This is a genomic window from Bradyrhizobium sp. BLXBL-01, from assembly GCF_051853025.1.
GTDB lineage: Bacteria > Pseudomonadota > Alphaproteobacteria > Rhizobiales > Xanthobacteraceae > Bradyrhizobium.
On sequence record NZ_CP182471.1, the window covers coordinates 6899461 to 6916372 of the forward strand.

General features: G+C 64.6%; 18 protein-coding genes. 5 read left to right on the plus strand and 13 right to left on the minus strand.

Going from position 1 to position 16912, the window contains the following annotated elements; all coding sequences use genetic code 11:
• Positions 1 to 5: 5 nt before the first annotated feature.
• From ACNJYA_RS32010 to ACNJYA_RS32030, 5 genes are all read right to left on the minus strand, one after another.
• Positions 6 to 629 (minus strand): flavin reductase family protein, encoded by a 624-nt coding sequence (locus ACNJYA_RS32010; protein ID WP_172785854.1) that lies wholly within the window; start codon positions 627 to 629, stop codon positions 6 to 8.
• A 216-nt stretch (positions 630 to 845) separates the two neighbouring features.
• The gene (locus tag ACNJYA_RS32015) at positions 846 to 1445 is read right to left on the minus strand and encodes a TetR/AcrR family transcriptional regulator (RefSeq protein ID WP_212259013.1); all 600 of its coding nucleotides are present in this window, start codon (positions 1443 to 1445) and stop codon (positions 846 to 848) included.
• Between the two features lie 33 nt (positions 1446 to 1478).
• Positions 1479 to 4616: an efflux RND transporter permease subunit gene (locus tag ACNJYA_RS32020; RefSeq protein ID WP_439401316.1), complete on the minus strand. Its 3138-nt coding sequence runs from the start codon at positions 4614 to 4616 to the stop codon at positions 1479 to 1481.
• A 220-nt stretch (positions 4617 to 4836) separates the two neighbouring features.
• Positions 4837 to 5943, minus strand: a complete 1107-nt coding sequence (locus ACNJYA_RS32025; RefSeq protein ID WP_439401317.1) for an efflux RND transporter periplasmic adaptor subunit — start codon at positions 5941 to 5943, stop codon at positions 4837 to 4839.
• 233 nt (positions 5944 to 6176) lie between these two features.
• Positions 6177 to 7514 carry an MFS transporter gene (locus ACNJYA_RS32030; protein WP_439401318.1) on the minus strand — a complete coding sequence of 446 codons (1338 nt, stop codon included), beginning with the start codon at positions 7512 to 7514 and terminating at the stop codon, positions 6177 to 6179.
• Between the two features lie 80 nt (positions 7515 to 7594).
• Here ACNJYA_RS32030 and ACNJYA_RS32035 point away from each other — a divergent pair, with 80 nt between their 5' ends.
• Positions 7595 to 8074 carry a DUF2809 domain-containing protein gene (locus ACNJYA_RS32035; protein WP_172785849.1) on the plus strand — a complete coding sequence of 160 codons (480 nt, stop codon included), beginning with the start codon at positions 7595 to 7597 and terminating at the stop codon, positions 8072 to 8074.
• 38 nt (positions 8075 to 8112) lie between these two features.
• Here the strand turns inward: ACNJYA_RS32035 and ACNJYA_RS32040 are convergent, their stop codons facing one another.
• The 3 genes from ACNJYA_RS32040 to ACNJYA_RS32050 form a co-directional block, all read right to left on the minus strand.
• Positions 8113 to 9273, minus strand: coding sequence for a winged helix-turn-helix domain-containing protein (locus ACNJYA_RS32040; protein ID WP_439401319.1), 1161 nt, complete (start codon positions 9271 to 9273; stop codon positions 8113 to 8115).
• Between the two features lie 122 nt (positions 9274 to 9395).
• Positions 9396 to 9641: a hypothetical protein gene (locus tag ACNJYA_RS32045; RefSeq protein WP_260383735.1), complete on the minus strand. Its 246-nt coding sequence runs from the start codon at positions 9639 to 9641 to the stop codon at positions 9396 to 9398.
• 98 nt (positions 9642 to 9739) lie between these two features.
• Positions 9740 to 9976 carry a hypothetical protein gene (locus ACNJYA_RS32050; protein ID WP_172785959.1) on the minus strand — a complete coding sequence of 79 codons (237 nt, stop codon included), beginning with the start codon at positions 9974 to 9976 and terminating at the stop codon, positions 9740 to 9742.
• A 373-nt stretch (positions 9977 to 10349) separates the two neighbouring features.
• On the opposite strand from ACNJYA_RS32050, the gene ACNJYA_RS32055 reads away from it, so the two are divergent.
• On the plus strand, positions 10350 to 10991 hold the full coding sequence (locus tag ACNJYA_RS32055) for an OmpA family protein (RefSeq protein WP_172785846.1): 642 nt from the start codon (positions 10350 to 10352) through the stop codon (positions 10989 to 10991).
• A gap of 54 nt (positions 10992 to 11045) precedes the next feature.
• Here the strand turns inward: ACNJYA_RS32055 and ACNJYA_RS32060 are convergent, their stop codons facing one another.
• Positions 11046 to 12326 (minus strand): phospholipid carrier-dependent glycosyltransferase, encoded by a 1281-nt coding sequence (locus ACNJYA_RS32060; protein ID WP_439401320.1) that lies wholly within the window; start codon positions 12324 to 12326, stop codon positions 11046 to 11048.
• 200 nt (positions 12327 to 12526) lie between these two features.
• Here ACNJYA_RS32060 and ACNJYA_RS32065 point away from each other — a divergent pair, with 200 nt between their 5' ends.
• Both ACNJYA_RS32065 and ACNJYA_RS32070 read left to right on the plus strand, forming a co-directional pair.
• Positions 12527 to 13228 (plus strand): FecR family protein, encoded by a 702-nt coding sequence (locus ACNJYA_RS32065; RefSeq protein WP_439401321.1) that lies wholly within the window; start codon positions 12527 to 12529, stop codon positions 13226 to 13228.
• Positions 13229 to 13257: 29 nt separating this feature from the next.
• Complete coding sequence (locus ACNJYA_RS32070) at positions 13258 to 14298, plus strand: hypothetical protein (RefSeq protein ID WP_439403498.1); 1041 nt, start codon at positions 13258 to 13260, stop codon at positions 14296 to 14298.
• A 141-nt stretch (positions 14299 to 14439) separates the two neighbouring features.
• On the opposite strand, the gene ACNJYA_RS32075 is transcribed toward ACNJYA_RS32070, so the two are convergent.
• The 3 genes from ACNJYA_RS32075 to ACNJYA_RS32085 all read right to left on the minus strand — a co-directional run bounded on the left by ACNJYA_RS32075 (position 14440) and on the right by ACNJYA_RS32085 (position 16037).
• Positions 14440 to 14928 carry a VOC family protein gene (locus tag ACNJYA_RS32075; RefSeq protein ID WP_439401322.1) on the minus strand — a complete coding sequence of 163 codons (489 nt, stop codon included), beginning with the start codon at positions 14926 to 14928 and terminating at the stop codon, positions 14440 to 14442.
• 35 nt (positions 14929 to 14963) lie between these two features.
• Positions 14964 to 15392, minus strand: a complete 429-nt coding sequence (locus tag ACNJYA_RS32080) for a VOC family protein (RefSeq protein ID WP_172785841.1) — start codon at positions 15390 to 15392, stop codon at positions 14964 to 14966.
• Between the two features lie 126 nt (positions 15393 to 15518).
• Positions 15519 to 16037 (minus strand): cupin domain-containing protein, encoded by a 519-nt coding sequence (locus ACNJYA_RS32085; protein ID WP_128262978.1) that lies wholly within the window; start codon positions 16035 to 16037, stop codon positions 15519 to 15521.
• 128 nt (positions 16038 to 16165) lie between these two features.
• On the opposite strand from ACNJYA_RS32085, the gene ACNJYA_RS32090 reads away from it, so the two are divergent.
• Positions 16166 to 16384, plus strand: coding sequence for a CsbD family protein (locus tag ACNJYA_RS32090; RefSeq protein WP_439401323.1), 219 nt, complete (start codon positions 16166 to 16168; stop codon positions 16382 to 16384).
• A gap of 58 nt (positions 16385 to 16442) precedes the next feature.
• Here ACNJYA_RS32090 and ACNJYA_RS32095 read toward each other — a convergent pair whose 3' ends face one another.
• Positions 16443 to 16907, minus strand: a complete 465-nt coding sequence (locus tag ACNJYA_RS32095; RefSeq protein WP_036013901.1) for an FKBP-type peptidyl-prolyl cis-trans isomerase — start codon at positions 16905 to 16907, stop codon at positions 16443 to 16445.
• Positions 16908 to 16912: the final 5 nt, after the last annotated feature.

A 16912-nucleotide genomic window follows, 5' to 3' on the forward strand; every position in this document is an offset into this window, starting at 1 on the left:
GTGACCTAATCCGGCCGGACCATCTCGAACATGTTTTCCGGCTTGATCTCGAAGTAATCGCCGCGGCGGCCGGCGCGGACGATGGGGCGGGCGGCGGCGGTCTGGTAGACGCCGTCCTTGATCAAGGCCTTGTCGATGTGGACGGCGACGACTTCGCCGAGCGTCAGCCAGGCATCGGCCTCCTTGCCGTCGGCGCCCTTGAGGCGGACGATGTCGGAGACCTTGCACTCGAAGGCGACGGGACTCTCAGCCACGCGCGGGACATTGACGACCTTGCCGGGCACGGCCGTGAGCCCCGCGACCTCGAACTCGTCGACCTCCGGCGCCAGATGCGCCGCGGTCGCGTTCATGTGCTTGGCGAGATCCATCGTGGTGAGATTCCAGACGAACTCGCGGGTCTGCTCCATGTTCGCCACCGTGTCCTTCCAGTTGGTGGAGGAGAAGCCGATTATCGGCGGCACGTAGCAGAACGCGTTGAAGAAGCTGTAGGGCGCGAGGTTGACGTGGCCCCTGGCGTCGCGCGAGGAGATCCAGCCGATCGGCCGCGGCGCGATGATGGCGTTGAAGGGATCGTGCTTGAGGCCGTGGCCCTTGGAGGGCTCGTAGAAGTACAGGTCTTTGTCGGTCACCGCGCTTGCTTCCTTTTCGTCATTGCGAGCGCAGCGAAGCAATCCAGAATCCCTCCGCGGAGACAGTCTGGATTGCTTCGTGGAGCCTGTCATCGGGCCGCGCTTCGCGCGGACCCGTTGGCTCGCAATGACGGAGTTTGTGGGTCCGTCCCGGCCCGCCTCCGGCGGTCATGCCGGGGCGATCAGTCTGCTTATAGGAGCAAACGCCCCCGCCCGTCAGTGGCGCGGCGACAGACCCGCGATGACGAAATCGATCATCTGGTCGATGGTCGGGCCCGGCTTGGTGGCGCACTGGGCGATCATCTGGGGATGGAAGAAGCGAATCATCGCGGTGCAGGCGCACAGCGAGGCCAGTTGCAGGTCGGGCGCCTCGAACTCGCCGGAGGCGACGCCTTGCGCGATCATCTGGCCGATGACGCCGGCGATGCACTCCATATGGGCGACGCAGACGTCCCAGTCCTCCTCCATCGCGATCGCGACCATCTCGTGCAGCTTGTTGTCGCCGACATAGCGCTCGGTGTTCATGCGATTGATGGTGGTGAGCAGCTCGCGGAAGCGCTCCTTGACCGGACCGGGCTTTGCCACGATCCGCTGCGCCTCCAGCTCGACCTCGCCCATCAGGCCCCGCGCCACCGCCTGATGGATCGCCTTCTTCGATTCGAAGAAGCGATACACGTTGGCGGGGCTCATCCTGAGCTCCTTGGCGATGTCGCCGACCGTCGTCTTCTGGTAGCCGATCTGGCGGAACAGCCGCTCGGCCACCTCGAGGATGCGATCCCGGGTGTCGACTTCGATATGTTCCGAAACAAGGGCCATCAGTCAGGACTCGTTGGTCAGCAGTCTTCTCATCTATTCAGCCGCTTCGGCAAGCGGAATTGCGTGCGGGTCATCGCTCCCATGCTGCGGCGCGGCAGGCTGCTCGGGCGTTCCGGCCTCATCCAGGCTCTTGCGGAACCACAGGGCGTAGAGGCCCGGCAGGTACAGGAGCGTCAGGAAGGTCGCGACGAACAGGCCGCCCATGATGGTGATCGCCATCGGGCCCCAGAAGGCCGAGCGCGACAGCGGTATCATGGCGAGAATGGCGGCGAGCGCCGTCAGCACCACCGGTCGGGCACGACGGACGGTCGCCTCAACGATCGCCTCGCGCCGGGTCAGGCCGTGGCTGACGTCGGTCTCGATCTGGTCGACCAGGATGACCGCGTTGCGCATGATCATGCCGGCGAGCGCGATCAGGCCGAGCAGCGCCACGAAGCCGAACGGGGCGTTGGCGACGTTGAGGCCGAGCGAGGCACCGACGATGCCGAGCGGCGCGGTCAGGAACACCAGGATCAGGCGTGAGAAGCTCTGCAGCTGGATCATCAGCAGCGTCAGCATCACCATGACCATCACCGGGAAGAGGATGAAGATCGAGGCGTTGCCCTTGGCGGATTCCTCGAACGCGCCGCCCGGCTCGATCCGGTAGGCCGGCTCGAGATGATCCTTGATCGCCTTCAGCTTCGGCGTGATCTGGTTGGTGACGTCGGGCGCCTGCACGCCGTCGACGACGTCGGAGCGCACGGTGATCGCCATGTCGCGGTTGCGCCGCCACATGATCGGCTCCTCGTGGGCATATTCGATTCGAGCGATCTGCTGCAGCGGCACGGCGACGCCATTGCGCGAGGTGATGGTGAGATCGCCGACGCCGCCGAGATCGAGACGCTCGGACGGGATCGCACGGGCGACCACGCCGACCTTCTCGATGCCGTCGCGCACGGTGGTGACCTGCGAGCCCGAGATCAGCATCGCCAGCGCCTGCGAGACGTCCTGCGGGGTCAGGCCCATGGCGCGGGCGCGGTCCTGGTCGACGACGAGCTTCAGGTAAGGTGACTGCTCGTTCCAGTCGAGCTGGACGTCCTTGACGCTCTTGTTCTCCCGCATGACGTCGCGGACCTGGTAGGCGATCTCGCGGACCTTGTTGGCATCCGGGCCGATCACGCGGAACTGGACGGGGAAGCCGACCGGCGGGCCGAAATTGAAGCGGTCGACGCGCACGCGCGCCTCGGTCAGGAAGCCCTCGGCAGCCGCGGTCTCGATCTTGGCCTTGATGCGCTCGCGCGCCTCGACGCCCTTGGCGACGATGACGATTTCGGCAAAGGCCTCGTTCGGAAGCTGCGGGTTGAGGCCGAGCCAGAAGCGCGGCGAGCCCTGGCCGACATAGGCGGTATAGGTCTCGATGTCCTTGTCGTCCTTGAGCAGCGTCTCGGCCTTCTTCACCGCCTTTTCGGTGACGTTGAAGGCGGTGCCCTCGGGCAGGCGCAGCTGCAGGAACAGCTCGGGCCGCTCCGACAGCGGGAAGAACTGCTGCTGGACATGGCCAAACCCGACGATCGAGGCGACGAAGACGCCGACGGTCGCGACCACCACGGTGATGCGGTGGTTGACGCACCATTGCACGATGGCGCGCAGGCCGCGGTACATGCGGGTCTCGTAGACCGCATGCGGATCATGGTTGTGGTGGGCCTTCATTTCGGGCAGCAGCTTGACGCCGATATAGGGCGTGAAGATCACCGCCACGAACCAGGAGGCGACCAGCGCGATCGCCACGATCCAGAAGATGCTGCCGGCATATTCGCCGACCGCGGAATTGGCAAAGCCGATGGGGAGGAAGCCAGCGGCCGTGACCAGCGTTCCCGTGAGCATCGGAAACGCAGTAGATTCCCAGGCAAAGGACGCCGCGCGCATGCGGTCCCAGCCCTGCTCCATCTTCACCACCATCATCTCGACCGCGATGATGGCGTCGTCGACGAGCAGGCCGAGCGCGATGATCAGCGCGCCGAGCGTGATGCGGTGCAGGTCGAGCGACATCGTGTTCATGACGACGAAGACGATGCCGAGCACCAAGGGCACCGACAGCGCGACCACGATGCCGGTGCGCCAGCCGAGCGCCAGGAACGAGACGAACAGGACGATGACGAGCGCTTCCATGAAGGAATGCACGAACTCGCCGACGGCGTGCTCGACTACCTTGGGCTGGTCGGCGATCAGCCTGACGTCGACGCCCTGCGGCACCGACTTCATGAAGTCGGCCGTCGCCTTCTCGACCTGCTTGCCGAGCTCGAGGATGTTGGCGCCCTTGGCGGTGACGACGCCGATGCCGATGGCGGGCTTGCCTTCCTGGCGCACGACGAAGCTCGGCGGATCGACATAGCCGTGGGTGACGGTGGCGATATCGCCGAGACGGAACACGCGGCCGTTGCTCTCGACCGGCGTTTCGGCGACGGCCTTGGCACCGTCGAGCGCGCCGGTGACGCGCAGCGGCACGCGCTGCGAGGAGGTCTCGACCGTGCCGGCCGGGGTCACGTTGTTCTGCTTGGCGAGCGAATCGAACAGGGCCTGCGGCGTGATGCCGAGCGTGGCGAGCTTGGCATGGCTGAATTCGACGAAGATGCGCTCATCCTGGTTGCCGTAGACGTCAACCTTGGTCACGCCGGGCACCTTGAGCAGGCGCTGGCGAAAGCCTTCGGAGACCTTCTTGAGCTGGGCATAGTCGGCGCCGTCGCCGGTCATCATGTAGAGGATGGAATCGACATCGGAGAACTCGTCGTTGACGACGGGCCCGAGGATGCCGGAGGGCAGCTGGCCCTGCACGTCGACCAGCTTCTTGCGCAGCAGATAGAAGAGGTACGGCACGTCCTTCGGCGGCGTCGAATCGCGGAAGGTGACCTGGAGCGCGGTGAAGGCGGGCTTGGAATAGGTCTGCACCTTCTCGAAATAGGGCAGCTCCTGGATCTTCTTCTCGATGGGATCGGCGACCTGGGTCTGCATTTCCTGCGCGGTCGCGCCGGGCCAGATCACGGAGACGTTGACCACCTTCACCGTGAAGAACGGGTCCTCAGCACGCCCGAGCTTCTCGTAGGAGAAGAAGCCGGCGACGCCGAGCACGAGCATCAGGAAGAGCACCAGCGTCGGATGGCTGACGGCCCAGGCCGAAAGGTTGAAGCGCTTCATCGCACTCTCCGAAAGACGATCCAGTTGCAAACAACGACAGCCGCTTTGCTCGAACCGTCGTGGCGAGGCAGCGAAGCAATCCAGGGGGCTGGGCAGGTTCTGGATCGCTTCGCCGCTTCAGCCTTTGCTTAGGGACAACGGCCGAAACTCACCTCACACGACAAACTCATTGCTCTTGCCGCTCCGGGGCGACCGCAGGGCGAACCCAGAGCGGTAAGAACTAGAAACTCAGCGACGACACGATCCGTACCCTCTGGCCCGGATCGAGCTTCTGCACGCCGAGGGCGACGATCTTGGCGCCCTCCTCCACACCGCCGGTGATGACGACGTCCTTGCTCTCGTAGGACTTCACCGTGACCGGCTTGAGCGTGACGCCACCGTTGTCGTCGACGACGTAGAAGGACGGCTTGCCGCCCTCGTTGAACAGCGCCGACAGCGGCAGCCGCGCGACCCGCTCGCTGGCGGCATCCGACAGCGTCAGCGTCGCGGTCATGCCGAGCGCGACCTTGTCGTCGGCCTCGGGCAGCGAGAACTTTGCCAGATAGGTGCGCGTGGCGGGATCCGCCGCCGGCGCGATCTCGCGCAGCTTGGCCGTGTATTTCTTGTTCGGCTCAGACCAAAGAGTGACGCTGGCGACGCCCGACTTGGCACGTCCAACCAGCGTCTCAGGGATCGCGACGACCGCTTCCTTCTCGGCAAAGCGGGCGACACGGATCGAAGCCTGGCCCGCGGCTACCACCTGGCCGGGCTCGATCAGCGTTGCGGTGACGACGCCGCGGGCGTCGGCAACGAGCGTCGCGTAGGAAAGGGAATTCTTGGTCAACTCGACCGAGCGCTCGGCCCGGTTCAAGCGCGCACGGGCTTCATCGGCGGCGGCGCGGCTCTGGTCGAGCTGGGCGTCCGTGGTCCAGCCCTTGGCCTTGAGGTCCTTGGCGCGCTGCTCGGCGGCGGCGGCCTGGGCCAGCACGCCGGTTGCGGCGCTCTGCTCGGCAACGGCCTGCTCGGCCTGGAGCTTCAAATCGACCTCGTCGAGGGTGGCGAGCGGCTGGCCGATGTCGACCGTCTGGCCGACTTCGACGAGGCGCTTGGCAACCTTGCCGGCGACGCGGAAGCCGAGATCGCTCTCGATCCTGGGGCGGATGGTGCCGACGAAGCTGCGCTCCGGCGTCTCGGCATCATAATGGGCGGTTGCCACCAGAACCGGTCGCGGCGGCTCGGCCTTCTCGGCGACGGTATCGTTGCACCCTGCCAGCGAAACGGCCATCAGGGCGAGCGCCGCTCCTGCCAAAAGCTTGGAATAGCTCGACAAAACCGACCGGACGAACATCGAAGGACACTCCTGCATCTCGATTGAGAGGAATGTCGACTGTTCACTGATAAAAGTCAATAATCGTCATTCATCAGGAATGCGTGATCGTTAAGGGGTGGTAAGGAGAAGAATAAGCCTAGCCGCGAGGTGCTATTGTAGGGTGGGCAAAGCGTAGCGTGCCCACCAGACCGCTCGGTCGGGGAAGATGGTGGGCCCGGCGCGAAGAGCGCCTTTGCCGTTACGAAGATCTCTCACTGGCCCCGCTCGCCGAATTCGTGCTTGCTGTCGTGGCCGCCGACGAACACCAGGATGCCCGCGAGCAGCGGCAGCACGGCGAGCACAAGCAGACCGGTCGAGGTCTGCCCCGTCGCTTCCTTGACCCAGCCAATCAGGTACGGCCCGCCGAATCCGGCGAGGTTCCCGATCGAGTTGATTAGCGCGATGGCGCCGGCGGCCGCCGTGCCGGAGAGCCAGGCGGTCGGCAGCGTCCAGAACACGCCGAAGCAGCAGAACACGCCGATCGCGGCGACCGTCAGCACCACCATGGTCAGCGTGGGATCAGTGAGATAGGAGGAAGTGCCGAGCGCAATCGCCGTGAGCAGCAGCGGCGCGCCGACATGCATGACGCGCTCGCGGCTCGCATCCGAATGCCGCGCCCACAGGATCATGGCGATGGTGCCGAACAGATACGGGATCGCGGTGACGAATCCGGTCTGGGCGTTGGTGAGGCCGAACGCCTTGACGATCTGCGGCAGCCAGAACTGCATGCCGTAGAGCGCGCCGACGAAGCCGAAATAGATCAGGCTGAGCGCGATTACCTTCGGTGAAGACAGCGCCTCCCCGAGCGAGAAATGCTTCACCGCCTGCTTGGCCGCAATCTCCGAATCGAGCTTCGCCTTGAGCCACGCCTTCTGCTCGGCCGAGAGCCAGTCCGCCTTCCCCGGCTTGTCGGTGAGGTAGAACCAGGTGACGATGCCGAGCAGCACCGACGGGATGCCCTCGATGATGAACAGCCATTGCCAGCCTTTCAGCCCCATCATGCCGTCGAGCCCGAGCAACAGGCCCGAGATCGGTGCGCCGATCACGGTCGAGACCGGCACCGCAATGGCGAAGGCCGCAAGAAAGCGGGCGCGATATTCGGCCGGATACCAATAGGTGAGATAGAGGATGATGCCCGGGAAGAAGCCGGCTTCGGCCACGCCGAGCAGGAAGCGCAGCACATAGAAGCTGGTGACGCCGCTGACCATCGCCATCAGCGCCGAGATGATGCCCCAGGTCACCATGATCCGGGCGATCCAGCGGCTGGCGCCGAATTTCTCCAGCGCCAGATTGCTCGGCACCTCGAAGATGAAATAGCCGATGAAGAAGATGCCGGCGCCCCAGGAGAAGATCAGCGGCGTGAACTTCAGGTCCGCATTCATGGTCAGCGCGGCAAAGCCGAGATTGACGCGGTCGAGATAGGAGAAGAAGTAGGCCAGCACCAGGAAGGGAATCAGGCGCCAGGAAATGGCGCGGATGGTCGCGGTTTCGATGTCGCTCTTGGCGCTCTTGGCACCGCCGACAGAACCGGCATAGGTGGTTTGGCTCATGGCTTCCCCCGGGTTGTTGCTTTTCTAGGGCTCAACAGGCGGTTTTGAGCATCGCGGGCAAAGAGTCAATGGAGCGAGCAATGCGCGGAGCGCAGCCGGATCAACCCGTGGCGCCGATGCGGATCTCGCTGATCCGCGCCGGCCTCGCACTCGCGGTGATCGTCTGCGGGCTGTCGCTGCGCTGGTACGGATTCCCGCTCGGGTTTCCAGCCTTCGTGGTCAAGTATGGCGGCTCGCTGTTATGGGCCACGATGGTGTTTCTGCTGGTCGGAGCCGTGCTGCCGAGACTCACGCAGACGCAGATTGCGGCGATCGCGGCTGTGATCGCCGTCGTCGTCGAATTCTCCCGGCTGGTGCACACGCCATGGCTCGATGCGTTCCGGCTGACCACGGCCGGCGCGCTGCTATTGGGGCGCATCTTTTCGCTGTGGAATCTCGTGGCCTACGTGATCGGGATTGCGCTCGGCGTTTGGATCGATCGAGTTGCCAAGATGCACACCCTCGTAGGGTGGGCAAAGCGCAGTGTGCCCACCACAAGCAGATGGTGGGCACGGCGCTAACGCGCCTTTGCCCACCCTACGAGACGGATGCCAAGCCCTCACTCCGCCAGTTGAAACCGCTCGAAGCGATCGAGCTCGTCCTCGATCACGCGCTTCAGCTCCTTGCGGCCCGCCGTCTTCCTGCCCTGCCCGACCCAGGTCCATTTCTGCATCAAGAGCTTCTTGTTCTGCCGGTCGGTCTTGAGATCGAGCGCGGCGACGATCTCGTCGCCGACCAGCACGGGCAGCGCGAAATAGCCGAGCTTGCGCTTGGCCTTCGGCACATAGGCCTCGAACAGATGGTTGTAGCCGAAGATGAGGTTGGTACGCTTGCGCTGGATGATCAGGGGATCGAACGGCGAAAGGATGTGGACGAGATCGGGCGATACCTCATGCGGCTCGAGCGCTGCGGGCGAGGCCCAGTGCTCCTGCTTGCCGGCGCCCTCGATCGCGACAGGCACGAGCTCGCCGCGGCGGACGCGCGAGGCGATCAGGCGCGCGACCGGCTTCTTGCTCGGCGCATCGAGATGGCAGACCGAATCGAGGCTGACCACGCCCTGCGAGCGCAGCGCGCGATCGAGCAGATAGGCCGTGATCTCGCTTGCCGGCGCCGGCTTCGGCAGCCTGTCCCAGCCGAAATGACGCGTCGTCAGCTCATAGGTCTTGAGCATGCCCTGGCGCTCGCTGATGGTGACGGCGCCGGTATAGAAGGCGAGCTGCAGCGCCCGCTTCGACGGCTTGCGGCTCTGCCACAGATGCTCCTTCTCGACGAGCACGTCGTCGTCGATGTCACGGATCGTCAGCGGCCCGGTGCGCAGCAGCCGCATCACCTTGCGCGTGTCGGCCGGCTTCACCGCGGCGAACCATTTGTGCCCATCGCGGCGGTGCTCGCGCATCGCCGGCAGGAAGAAGCGGAAGTCGTTCGCCGGCACGTAGGAGAGCGCGTGCGTCCAGTACTCGAACACGGTCTTGTCGATGCTCTGGGCATGGCGCAGATCGGCGCGGTGGTAGGAGGGGATCCGGCTGAACAGGATGTGGTGATGGCAGCGCTCGATGACGTTGATGGTGTCGATCTGCACATAGCCGAGATGGGCGACAGCGGCCGCGGCGGCCTGTGCGCCTTCGCCGAACGGGGCGCGCTGATCCAGCCGCTGGGCATGCAGCCAGATCTGCCGGGCCTGTGTCGTGGTGAGCGGGAGTGGTTTGGGCGCGCGAGACATTGCGAGGAGGAATGTAGCGAGATTCGTGCCGGGAGAAAGAACCTGAGCAGAATCGAAAAAGAAAAAGCCGCGCTGCCATCTGCTGCCAGCGCGGCCAGAACGTGCAAGTTCGGCAGGAAACCTTACTTCATCGCCATCGATTTTTCGGCGCTCATGTAGTGCTTGCAGGCGGCGCTCATGTTGCCTTTGCTCATCTCGGAATTGGCCGAGGCCATCGACTTCCTCGCTGCCATCTTGCCCGGCGTGTCTTCGCCGCCCAGCCCGCCAACGAGCTTTGCCATGTTCGCACTGGTGCATGCCATCTTGGCGGCGGATGCGGGAGACAGAGCAAGTGCAACGAACGTTGCCGCGAGCAACAGGGTCTTCATCAATTTCTCCTCCGGAAACGAAGCCGGCTACATGCCGGCCAACGCAGCATCCATCTTTCCCGGACAAACGGCTCGCAGAGAAGATATTTTCGTTGCGCCTAACGTGCGGCTTTTGGGCGCTCCCCGACGCTGCCGGTCGCCACATCGGGTTCACACGACGCCTTGCCGCGCCCCTCCGACTGGCACCGATAGACACTGCCGGTGAGACGATCGACCAGCCAGATGTTCTCCTCGGTCGGCCCTTCCAGGCCGACATAGCGCGAGGTCAGCCCCGTGATCAGTGTCGACAGCAGGATCGCCACCGCGATCATCGCCGCGCCGATATAGATGGGCATTGTGCTCGGGGTCACTGTCCGGTCCGGCGGGCCGCTGCGATGGAACTGATAGTCGCGCTGATAGTCACTTGGCCTCGGCACAGGACGGAACTCGCCTCCCTTCGCGTCAAATTGTCGAATGATTGAAGCGTGCTAGGCGGGCATCTGGTCGAATTCTTGTTCGCGGGCGGGCGGTGCGGCGACGCCTTTGCGACGTTCGGGTTTCCCGGAACCCGCGACTGCCGGCCCGAAAGCAGACTGCGAACGATCGAACCGGACCAGAGTGCCCTCGGCTCGTCGTTTCGAATGTGACCAAGATCACATCGACGCCGTTGAACCTGCCCTAGGCTCGCAGCATCAAATCGCCATCAGGCGTAACAGCGAGGATACGACAATGACCCGTTTTGATAAATTCTTTGGACTGAAGGCGATAACCCTCTCCGCAGCCCTGTCGATGACGGCGGGCCTTGCGCTGGCCGGCGACAACAACTTCTCCGCCGACCAGATCGTCGATGCGCTGAAGCCGAAGCCGGCGACGCGCGGCCTGTCCGTTGGCCCCCAGGCCGACACGACCGTGCAGGCCAAGGAAGCGACCTTCCTGAACACCGTGCGGAACCGCTCGACCCGGTCGCTCTCGACGGGCGAGCGCGAGCAGATCGCCGAGCTCGCTGCGACCAAGCCGAAAATCGATCTGGAGATCCAGTTCGACTACAACTCGGCCGACATCGCCAAGACGTCGGTGGCCTCGGTCCAGGCGCTCGGCAAGGCGCTGTCCGATCCGGCGCTGAAGGGCTCGACCTTCGTCGTCGCCGGCCACACCGACGCGACGGGTGGCGAAGCATACAATCAAGGTCTCTCCGAACGGCGCGCCGACACCATCAAGAAGTACCTGATGCAGAATTACGGCCTCAACGGCAACGATCTCGTCACCGTCGGCTACGGCGAGACCAAGCTGAAGGATGCAGCCAACGGCGCCGACCCGATCAACCGCCGGGTCCAGGTCGTGAACATGGACACCAAGACCGCGGCGAAGTAACTCTCCGCCCCTGGGTGAAACACGCCGCCTGCCGCAGCCCGGCAGGCGGCGAAATCATATCCAGCTTTGGAACAGCATCAGCCGGTTGAAGCTCCCCATCGAGGTGCCGACGAAGGCTGCGGAAATCGGCAGCATCACCGCAAAGCCGGCCGCGGCGATGCCGACATAGACCCACAGCAGCCAGCGCGGCAGCCCATCGCGGCGCATTGCATAGACCAGCGCCAGCGACGCCGCTGCCGCGGCCGGCAGATAGTAGTAGATGAAGCCCAGCGTGCGCGGCAGCAACGCCCAGGCGAGCCAGGGGCCGAAGTAGAATGCCGCGATAAGGAATGCCTCCCAGCGCCGCGCCAGGATGAAGTCGCGCAGCACGATGGCGAGTGCGAGCAGTGCCGGCCACAGCACGAGGGGATTGCCGAGGAAGACGATCGCAGCGACGTGGTCCTCCGCCGTCTTGTCGAACAGGAACCAGACCGGGCGCGCGAGCAGCGGCCAGGACGGCCATGCGCTCATATAGGTGTGGCCGGCGATGGCCGTCGTGGTGTTGTCGGCAAAGATCCGCCGCTGCGCCTCGATCAAGTCCGGCAGTGACAATCCGTAGAGCGGAACGAAGGCGGCAAGATAAGTCATGCCCGGCAGGACGGCGAAGCAGAGTGCGACATGATGCAGCTTCAGGCCGGGCCAAAGCTCCGGCCGATACCAGTCGTCCGGCTTTGCATCGGCGAACAGCGTGTGCCAGCCCTGCATCAGGCGGATCACCGCAACGACGACGATGCAGACGCCGAGCGGGAACAGGCCGCTCCATTTACACGCGGCCGCAAGGCCGAACAGGCTGCCCGCCACCGCGAACAGCGCTTGCGGCCGCTCCCTGCGAAACCCATGCATGAAGGCGGCGGTCGCGAGCAGACCGAAGCCGAGCGCGAAGATATCCAGCATCGCGATGCGCGCCTGCACGTAGAGCATCTGGTTGAAGGCCGCAATCAGCGCGGCGGCGATCGCCGGCGACTGCGCTGCGAACAGCGCGAGTCCGCACAGATAGATCGCGACGATCGCGAGCGCGCCGAACAAGGTCGCGGGATAACGCCAGCCGAGCGCGCTGTCGCCGAAGGTTGCGATCGATGCCGCGATCAGCTCCTTGGCCAGCGGCGGATGCATCGGATTGAGCATCGGCTGCGACATCGCAGGCGCAAGCATCTGGCGCGCCGCCGGCACGTAATGCACCTCGTCGAAGACGAATTTTTCCGGCGTGGTGACGCCGATCAGCAGCGCCAGATGCGCGATCAGGAAGATCGCGACAGCGATCACTGCGCTCCGCGACACCGCCGGAACCGCAGGCAATTCGCGCGTCTTTTGTGGGGCTGTCTTGCGTGGCAAATTGGCTGCACCGCGGAGAAAAAGAAACTGCTCCACGTCATTGAACGCATTCTGCCGCAACTGTCACTAAGCATGACGCACGTCCTGCGCCGCTTGTGATAATTCCGCCACATCAGAAGCGCGCGCGATCCGGTACGATCAGGGACACATCGATCGGTTGCGAAATGAATTTGCGTTTTTGGCTTTTACCCACACTGCTCACGGCCGCAATCTGCGCGGCGTCCGGCGTCAAGGCGCAGACGCGCGTCGGCGAGGCCGTCGTGATCCAGAACGAAGTGGTGCGCGTCGCCGCGACCACGACGCCGATCAATGTCGGCGACAGCATGCTGCGCGACGAGACCGTGCGGACCGGCGCCGACAGCGCGGCACGTTTCGTGATGGCCGACAGCACCAACCTGTCGCTCGGCCCGAGCGCCACGCTGAAGCTCGATCGCACCGTCTTCAACGACGAGCGCAGCTATCGCGACGTCGCGATCCGCATGACCACCGGCGCCTTCCGCTTCGTCACCGGACACTCCGACAAGGCCGCCTACAAGATCACGACGCCGCTCGCCACCATCGGCGTGCGCGGCACCACCCTCGACATTCTCTCGCAGCGCGGGCGCTCCGTCGTCGTGCTTCAGGACGGCGCGGCCAGCGTCTGCACGAAGAGCGGCCAGTGCGTGCAACTCACCCAGCCCGGCGACACCGCCATCATCACCTCGACCGGCGGCAAGGTGAGCATCACCAAGACCAACACGCCGCCCTGGACATTCGCCGCCAATTGCGCCGCGAGCGCCGGGTTATGCACGGTCAACCAGTACGCCGGCGCCTCGCCGACCATCACGCCCGCCGTCCAGGACGACGGCATGCTGTGCGGGCGGTGACTATGTTGAACCGGGCAAAACAGTTCGCGATGCGGGCGGCGTTCCTTGTCGCCTTTGCATTCTGCTCGGCCGCGCTCGGCATCGGTTCGGCCGCAGCTCAGTCGCCGTCGCCCTCGCCAAGCCCCTCGCCGTCTCCTTCTCCCTCGTCCACGCCAATTCCAACTCCGTCACCGACCGGCGCGGATTCCAGCGGCAATTCGATCGGCGGCCTCGCGGATCAGCGCTTCAACCAGATGATCACCAACCGGGTGCTCGGCACGGTGCTGCTCGGCGTCAACGAGCAGATCAATTGCGGCGACTGCATCAGCGCGTTCGGCTCCGCCGGCTCGTTCTCGGCCGGCATCCACGGCCGCAAGGAGCTGACCAATAATTTGTCGCTGCTCGCCGGCATCGCCTACACGCATTACAACGAGGGCGGCTACAAGATCACGAGCGCACCGATCGGCGCTTTCGCGCTGCGCTATGACTTCACCGACTGGGGCTCGTCGCGCCCGTTCTTCGACGTCGGCGCGATCCTGACGCCGTGGGAGAAGGCGCGCTACACGCGCAGCTACGACACCAGTCTCGGCCCGGTGAGCGTGACGAGCTCGACCAACGCGTCCAACTACGCCGTCTACGGCCGCGCCGGCTGGATGAGCCGCCTCTCGCCGCGCGACGAGGTCGCGGCCTCGATCGAGGTCTGGCAGCTCTGGCAACGCGTCTCCGGCTATAGCGACAGCGCGGTGGCATTCAATCCGTTCGACGCCAGCATCGCTGATGGCACCGACCGCACCAGCCTGGTCAAGATCGGCGGCCAGTGGACGCATCTGTTCGGCAGCAACATCGAGACCAACATCAATGGCGGCTGGGTGCAGTCGTTCGCCAGCCACAGCGGCATCGTCGCCACCGTGACCGGCCAGGGCATGGTGGTCCCGACCATCGGCAACCAGGGCTGGTTCGAATATGGCGGCCGCCTCGGCTTTCGCGTGCAGAAGGGCTGGATCGTGGACCTCTTCGCCAACGGCACGCTTGGCCCGCAGCCGGTCGGCAACACGATCCATGGCGGCGTGGGGCTGAGGATCAATTATTAGCGGCGAGGTCTCACCTCACACCGGCTGTCATGCCCCGGCTTGACCGGGGCATCCAGTACGCCGCGGCCTCTCCGTCTCGGAGTACTGGATCGCCCGGTCAAGCCGGGCGATGACACCGATCGAATGGCGAGAGAATCAGGCTCACGCCGCCGACTTGCCTTCGAACGCGCGCCGCAACACTTCGACGTCCAGCTTCACCATCTTCATCATCGCCTGCATCGCGCGCGCGGCTGCGGCCTTGTCGGGGCTCGACAGGAACTCGAACATCACCTTCGGCACGACCTGCCAGGCCACGCCCCAGCGATCCCTCAGCCAGCCGCACTGCTCCGCCTTGCCGCCATGGGCGAGGAACGCGTTCCAGACGCTGTCGACCTGGGCCTGGTCGTCGCAATGGATCATCAGCGAGATCGCATGGGTGTATTCCATCTTCATGCCGCCATTGAGCGCGGCCAGCGGCTGCCCGGCCACCGTGAACTCGACGACGAGCACGGAGCCTTCCTTGCCGGACGGGCCATCCGCAACGTTGCGCTGAACGTGCGTGATCGCCGAATTCGGGACCAGCGAGACGTAGAATTTTGCAGCGTCCTCCGCATCGCCGTTGAACCACATGCAGGGCACGAGCTTGGACATGATGAATGCTCCTCGTGAGGTCTATGGGTGTCTGCTCAGGCGTTCGCCAAGTCGGGCTGCAGAGGGGCGGCCGCAAGATCCATCCAGTTCACGCCCCACATGTGCCCGTCCGGATCCTCGAAGCTGCGGCCGTACATGAAGCTGTATTCGTCCTTCGGGCCGGGATCGGCCACCCCGCCCGCCGCCTCCGCCTTGCCGACGATCTCGTCGACCTCGTTGCGGCTGTCCGCGGACAGGCAAAACAGCACCTGGTTCGAGGTCCTGGCGTCCGCGATCGGCTTCGGCGTGAACTGGCGGAATTTGTCGTGGGTCAGCAGCATGGCGAAGATGGTCTCGGAAAAGACCATGCAGCTCGCGGTGTCGTCGCTGAATTGCGGGTTCTTGACCGCGCCGACGGCCTCGTAGAAGGCGGTCGCGCGCTTGAGGTCGGTCACCGGCAGGTTGACGAAGATCATCTTGGGCATCGGAAGCTCCTTGGCGGGGTTCTGCCCAAGGACGGACGGCCAGGCCGCTATCCGACACCGCTTCCGACAATTTTTTTGACCCCGATCCGCGGGGTCTGTCGCACCGCCCCCGCCCCCTGAAGGGTCTTACTTCTTCTCGTTGGGATCGCGGTGCACCGGGTCGATCCATAGCACGGTCTCGGGCTTCTCGACCGGCTCGATGTCGAGGTTGATCGCCACCGCCTCGCCGTCGCTGCGCACCAGCACGCATTCCAGCACCTCGTCCGGGCTGGCATTGATCTCCTGATGCGGCACGTAAGGCGGGACGAAGATGAAATCGCCGGGGCCGGCCTCCGCGGTGAACTGCAGGCTCTCGCCCCAACGCATGCGCGCCTTGCCCTTCACGACGTAGATGACGCTTTCGAGATGGCCGTGGTGATGCGCGCCGGTCTTGGCGTCCGGCTTGATGCTGACGGTGCCCGCCCACAATTTCTGGGCGCCGACGCGGGCGAAATTGATCGCGGCTGCACGGTCCATGCCCGCTGTCGACGGCACATTGGTATCGAGCTGATTGCCGGGAATGACGCGAACGCCGTCATGTTTCCAGCGGTCATCATGATGATGACCATGGTCATGGTGGGAATGCGAATGGTCATGGCCGGTCATGGGACTTGCTTTCTGTTGGTTCCGTGCGCGGCAAACTAACCCAAAGCCGCAGCCGCAAGCCATACCAAAATCGGAACCCTCGTAGCCGCCCAGAGTTGTCATTCCAAGCAACTCGAAAGGAGATTTTCATGGGCAGCACGACCGACAATATCAAGGGCGCCGCCAACGAGGCGATCGGCAAGGCCAAGCAGGGCGTCGGTGAAGCCACCGGATCCGATCGCATGAAGGGCGAGGGCGTCGTGCAGGAAGTGAAGGGCAAGGGCCAGCAGGCCATGGGCGATGCCAAGGACGCCGCAAAGGATGCGATGGATCGCGCCGCCGCTGCGGCTCGCCGCGCCGCGGAGTGACGCGCGTAAGATTGAAAATGAAAAGACCGGCCGCAAGGCCGGTCTTTTTGTTGTGCCGTCACTTCACCGCGAGCAATTCCACGTCGAACATCAGCGTCGCGTTCGGCGGGATCACGCCGCCGGCACCGCGGGCACCATAGCCGAGCTGCGGCGGGATGATCAGCGTGCGCTTGCCGCCGACCTTCATCGAGGCGACGCCCTCGTCCCAGCCGGCGATGACGCGGCCCTTGCCGATCGGAAACTCGAACGGCTCCTTGCGGTCGACCGACGAGTCGAATTTCTTGCCCTTCTGGCCGTTCTCATAGAGCCAGCCGGTGTAGTGCATCACGCAGATCTGGCCGGGCTGCGGCGAGGCACCGGTGCCGACGGTGGAGTCGATGATCTGCAAGCCTGAAGCTGTGGTCATGGTCTTTCCTGCGGTCTGGGCCGAGGCCGTGGTGGAAACGAAATGCGACACGCTGGCGATCACGGTGATCGCGAGTGCCGACATCAGGGCGAGGAGCGCGCGCTGGAAACGCTGCATTAAAC